This is a genomic window from Halomonas sp. 707D4 (assembly GCF_024158685.1).
In the GTDB taxonomy this organism is placed as follows: Bacteria; Pseudomonadota; Gammaproteobacteria; order Pseudomonadales; family Halomonadaceae; genus Vreelandella.
The window spans coordinates 1-4,637 of the sequence record NZ_JAMZBD010000253.1 but is presented as its reverse complement, the minus strand read 5'-3'; the positions used below and the strand labels follow the sequence as shown (position 1 = coordinate 4,637).

The window sequence follows — 4,637 nt, the reverse complement described above, 5'->3', positions numbered from 1 at the left end:
AGCGTACCTTCATGGGCTGGCTCTCGCCGGGCGCCAACCGCCACTCGGTCATGGGTATCTACCTGTCCAAGTTCAAGGGCCTGCACAACTTCGCGCCGACCACCTCCACCAACGGCTCCGAGCGCGCCATGGTGCCGGTGGGCAACTACGAGCGCGTGATGCCGCTGGACGTAATGCCGACGCAGCTTCTGCGCTCGCTGATCGTGGGTGACATCGAGTCCGCCATGGACCTGGGCTGCCTGGAGCTCGACGAGGAGGATCTCGCCCTTTGTACTTACGCCTGTCCCGGCAAGTACGAGTACGGCCCTATCCTGCGTGACAATCTCACCATGATCGAGAAAGAGGCCTGATATGGGTATTCGACAGACACTCGACACGCTCGAGCCGCACTTCCACAAGGGTGGCAAGTACGAGAAGTTCTACCCGCTCTATGAAGCGGTGGACACGATCTTCTACTCCCCGCCGAGCGTCGCCAAGACCACCGCGCACATTCGTGACGGCATCGACCTCAAGCGGATCATGATCACGGTGTGGCTATGCACCTTCCCGGCCATGTTCTTCGGCATGTGGAACGCCGGCTGGCAGGCCAACGTCGCCATCGATGCGGGCTACGCACCGCTCGAGGGCTGGCGCGAGTCGCTGTTCATGCTGCTGGCCGCCGGCCACGACCCGGGCAGCCTGTGGTCCAACTTCGCGTTGGGCGCCGTGTATTTCCTGCCGATCTACCTGGTGACCTTCGCCGTGGGCGGCTTCTGGGAAGTGCTGTTCGCGCTCAAGCGCGGCCACGAGGTCAACGAAGGCTTCTTCGTCACCTCGGTGCTCTACGCCTTGATTCTGCCGGCGACCATTCCGCTTTGGCAGGTGGCGCTGGGCATCACCTTCGGCGTGGTGATCGGCAAGGAGATCTTCGGCGGTACTGGCAAGAACTTCCTGAACCCGGCGCTGACCGGTCGTGCGTTCCTCTACTTCGCCTACCCGGCGCAGATCTCCGGCGACGCGGTGTGGGTCGCCGCGGACGGCTACACCGGTGCCACGGCACTGTCGGTCGCCTTCCAGGACGGCATGGACACGCTCTCCAACACCTTCAGCTGGAGTGATGCCTTCTTCGGCTTCGTCCCGGGCTCGGTGGGGGAGGTGTCGACCCTTGCGATCCTGCTCGGCGCAGCGGTGCTGTTGTGGACGCGCATCGCCTCCTGGCGAATCATGCTCGGGGTGTTCCTCGGCATGGTGGCGACCAGTACGCTGTTCAACCTGATCGGCTCCGAAACTAACCCGATGTTCGCCATGACCTGGTACTGGCATCTGGTGATCGGCGGTTTCGCCTTCGGCATGGTGTTCATGGCCACCGATCCGGTCTCGGCATCGATGACCAACCATGGGCGTCTGGTCTTCGGCGCGCTGATCGGGGTGATGACGGTATTGATCCGCGTGGTGAACCCGGCCTTCCCGGAGGGCATCATGCTGGCGATCCTGTTCTCCAACCTGTTCGCGCCCTTGATCGACTACTTCTTCGTCCAGGCCAACATCAAGCGTCGTGTCAAGCGCACTGGCGTACCGGCTGAGGAGACCGCTAATGGCTGAGAGCAACAACACCGTCATCATGGCAAAGAGCAACAACTCCATTAAGAAGATTCTAATGGTGGCGTTCTCGCTGTGTATCATCTGCTCGGTGATCGTCTCCACGGCGGCCGTGGCGCTGCGTCCGGCGCAGCAGCTCAATCAGGAGCTCGACCGCAAGACCAACATCCTCAACGTCGCCAAGCTCTATGAGCCGGGTATGGATGTAGAGGAAGTCTTCGCCGAGCAGATCACCGGCCGCGTGGTCGAGCTCGAGACCGGCGACTACACCGATCAGTTCGACCCGGACGAGTACGATGGCTTCGAAGCCGCCCGTGACCCGGCCACCGGCCGCACGCTCTCGGGTGATCGCGACATCGCGGGTCTTACACGCGTCGAGAACTATGCCACCGTCTATCTCGTGGGCGACCCGGAAGATCCGGAGCAGATCGTTCTGCCGATCCGTGGTCAGGGCCTGTGGGGGCGCATGCGCGGCTTCCTGGCGGTCGAAGGCGATGGCAACACCATCGTGAGTATCACTTACTTCGAGCACAGCGAAACTCCCGGGCTTGGTGGTGAGGTCAACAATCCGCGTTGGCAGGCTCAGTGGGAGGGCAAGGAGATCTACGATGAAGAAGGCGATCTCACCCCGGCGATTCACTTGAGCAAGAGCGCAAGCGGCGAGTACGAAGTGGACGCGCTTTCCGGTGCCACGCTGACCAGTAACGGCGTGACCAACATGCTGCAGTTCTGGCTCAGCGAAGAGGGCTTCGGTCCCTACCTGGCCAAGTTCCGCGAGGGCACCGAGCCGGAAGACGCCGACGACACCGATACCGACTTCAACGACGTTGAGGGGGCTTGATCATGGCGGATGTAAACGTAAAGGGCGTACTGGTAGGCCCTATATTCCAGAACAACCCCATTGCGCTTCAGATTCTCGGAATCTGTTCCGCTCTGGCGGTCACCACCAGCATGAGCGTGTCGCTGGTCATGGCGTTGGCGGTTATCTTCGTGACCGCCTTCTCGAACCTGTTCGTATCGCTGATTCGTAACCACATCCCCTCGGCGATTCGTATCATCGTGCAGATGACCATCATCGCCTCGCTGGTCATCGTGGTGGACCAGATCCTGAAGGCGTACGCCTACGAGATGTCCAAGCAGCTGTCGGTGTTCGTCGGTTTGATCATCACCAACTGCATCGTGATGGGTCGTGCCGAAGGTTTCGCCATGTCCAACACCCCGGGCATGTCGTTTCTCGACGGTATCGGCAACGGTCTGGGCTACGGCTTCGTGCTGCTGGTCGTGGGCTTCTTCCGCGAGCTGCTCGGTGCCGGCAGCATCTTCGGCTTCACCGTGCTGCCCACCGTGCAGGATGGCGGCTGGTACATCTCCAACGGCCTGCTACTGCTGCCGCCGTCCGCCTTCTTCATCATCGGTCTGCTGATCTGGGTGCTGCGCTCGATCAACCCCGAGCAGGTGGAGGAGAACGAGTTCAAGATGAAGGAAAACACCAAGCCGAAGGAGGCCGTGTAACATGGAGCACTATCTGAGCCTTTTCGTCGCTTCGGTCTTCGTCGAGAACATGGCGCTGGCCTTCTTCCTGGGGATGTGTACCTTCCTCGCGGTTTCCAAGAAGGTCTCTTCCGCCATCGGCCTGGGTATCGCGGTCATCGTGGTGCTCACCGTCACCGTACCGGTCAACAACCTGGTCTACACCTACCTGCTGCAGGAGGGTGCGCTGACCTGGACCGGCATCGAAGGCGCCGAGAACATCGACCTGTCGTTTCTGGGGCTTCTGTCCTACATCGGTGTGATCGCGGCCCTCGTCCAGATCATGGAGATGTTCCTGGACAAGTACGTGCCGTCGCTCTATAACGCGCTGGGCGTCTTCCTGCCGCTGATCACCGTGAACTGCGCCATCCTCGGTGGCGTGCTGTTCATGGTCGAGCGTAGCTACAACTTCGGTGAAGCCGTGGTCTACGGCTTCGGCGCCGGCACCGGCTGGGCGCTGGCGATCGCGGCCCTGGCGGGTATTCGCGAGAAGCTGAAGTACAGCGACGTGCCGGGCGGACTGCAGGGCCTGGGCATCACGTTCATCACCGTTGGCTTGATGTCCCTGGGCTTCATGTCCTTCTCTGGCATCCAGCTTTAATCGGCCGGTCGTGTCGCGGCCAAGACCCGCGGCACGACCCCAGCAATAGGAAACCGACATGATCGATACATCCGTCATCTTGCTCGGTGTTGTCATGTTCACGGTCATCGTCATCAGTCTGACGGCGATCATTCTGGCAGCGCGCAGCAAGCTCGTGAGTAGCGGGGACGTGACCATCGAGGTCAACGACGACCCCCAGAACACCCTGACGACCCAGGCCGGCGGCAAGCTTCTCAACACCCTGGCGGCCAACGGCATCTTCCTGTCTTCCGCCTGCGGCGGCGGCGGCTCCTGCGCCCAGTGCAAGTGCCGAGTGGAAGAGGGCGGCGGCTCGATTCTGCCGACCGAAGAGTCGCACTTCACCATGCGCGAGAAGAAGGAAGGCTGGCGCCTCTCCTGCCAGGTACCGGTCAAGCAGGACATGAAGATCGAGGTGCCCGAGGAGGTGTTCGGCGTCAAGAAGTGGGAGTGCGAGGTCACCGCCAACCCCAACGTCGCCACCTTCATCAAGGAGCTGAACCTGAAGCTGCCCGAAGGCGAGGAAGTCGCCTTCCGCGCCGGCGGCTACGTCCAGCTGGTGGCACCGCCCTACGACATCAAATTCTCGGACTTCGATATCGATGAGGAGTACCGCGAGGACTGGGAAAAATTCAAGTTGTTCGACGTGTCGCACAAGAACAACGAAGAGGTCATCCGCGCCTACTCGATGGCGAACTACCCGGAAGAGAAAGGGCTTCTGAAGTTCAACATCCGTATCGCGACGCCGCCGCCGAACTCCAGCCACCCGCCCGGTTTGATGTCGACCTACGTCTTCAGCCTGAAAAAGGGTGACAAGGTCACGGTCATGGGGCCCTTCGGCGAGTTCTTCGCCAAGGACACCGACGCCGAAATGGTCTTCATCGGCGGTGGTGCCGGCATGGCGCCGATG

5 protein-coding genes and 1 pseudogene are annotated in these 4,637 nt (G+C 61.3%); all 6 read left to right on the top strand.

The genetic code is table 11. From position 1 onward, the window contains the following. Positions 1 to 350, top strand: a pseudogene (locus BIS11_RS11355) (NADH:ubiquinone reductase (Na(+)-transporting) subunit A); the annotation flags it as partial. A gap of 1 nt (position 351) precedes the next feature. After that, positions 352 to 1,581, top strand: a complete 1,230-nt coding sequence (locus tag BIS11_RS11350; protein ID WP_253423366.1) for an NADH:ubiquinone reductase (Na(+)-transporting) subunit B — start codon at positions 352 to 354, stop codon at positions 1,579 to 1,581. Positions 1,582 to 1,600: 19 nt separating this feature from the next. Continuing rightward, entirely contained in the window at positions 1,601 to 2,419 is an 819-nt protein-coding gene (locus BIS11_RS11345; RefSeq protein ID WP_253423383.1) for a Na(+)-translocating NADH-quinone reductase subunit C, read from the top strand. A gap of 2 nt (positions 2,420 to 2,421) precedes the next feature. Continuing rightward, a complete protein-coding gene (locus tag BIS11_RS11340) occupies positions 2,422 to 3,090 on the top strand; it encodes an NADH:ubiquinone reductase (Na(+)-transporting) subunit D (protein ID WP_253423364.1) in 669 nt (222 codons plus the stop codon). 1 nt (position 3,091) lies between these two features. Continuing rightward, entirely contained in the window at positions 3,092 to 3,709 is a 618-nt protein-coding gene (nqrE, locus tag BIS11_RS11335; RefSeq protein ID WP_227390977.1) for an NADH:ubiquinone reductase (Na(+)-transporting) subunit E, read from the top strand. Between the two features lie 58 nt (positions 3,710 to 3,767). Continuing rightward, positions 3,768 to 4,637 (top strand): NADH:ubiquinone reductase (Na(+)-transporting) subunit F (gene nqrF, locus BIS11_RS11330; RefSeq protein WP_253586067.1); only part of this gene is annotated, 870 nt, incomplete at its 3' end.

Excerpts from the sequence above, each read along its gene's own strand:
- BIS11_RS11350 (WP_253423366.1), top strand. The coding sequence starts at position 352 with ATGGGTATTCGACAGACACTCGACACGCTCGAGCCGCACTTCCACAAG.
- BIS11_RS11345 (WP_253423383.1), top strand. The coding sequence starts at position 1,601 with ATGGCAAAGAGCAACAACTCCATTAAGAAGATTCTAATGGTGGCGTTC.
- BIS11_RS11340 (WP_253423364.1), top strand. The coding sequence starts at position 2,422 with ATGGCGGATGTAAACGTAAAGGGCGTACTGGTAGGCCCTATATTCCAG.
- nqrE (WP_227390977.1), top strand. The coding sequence starts at position 3,092 with ATGGAGCACTATCTGAGCCTTTTCGTCGCTTCGGTCTTCGTCGAGAAC.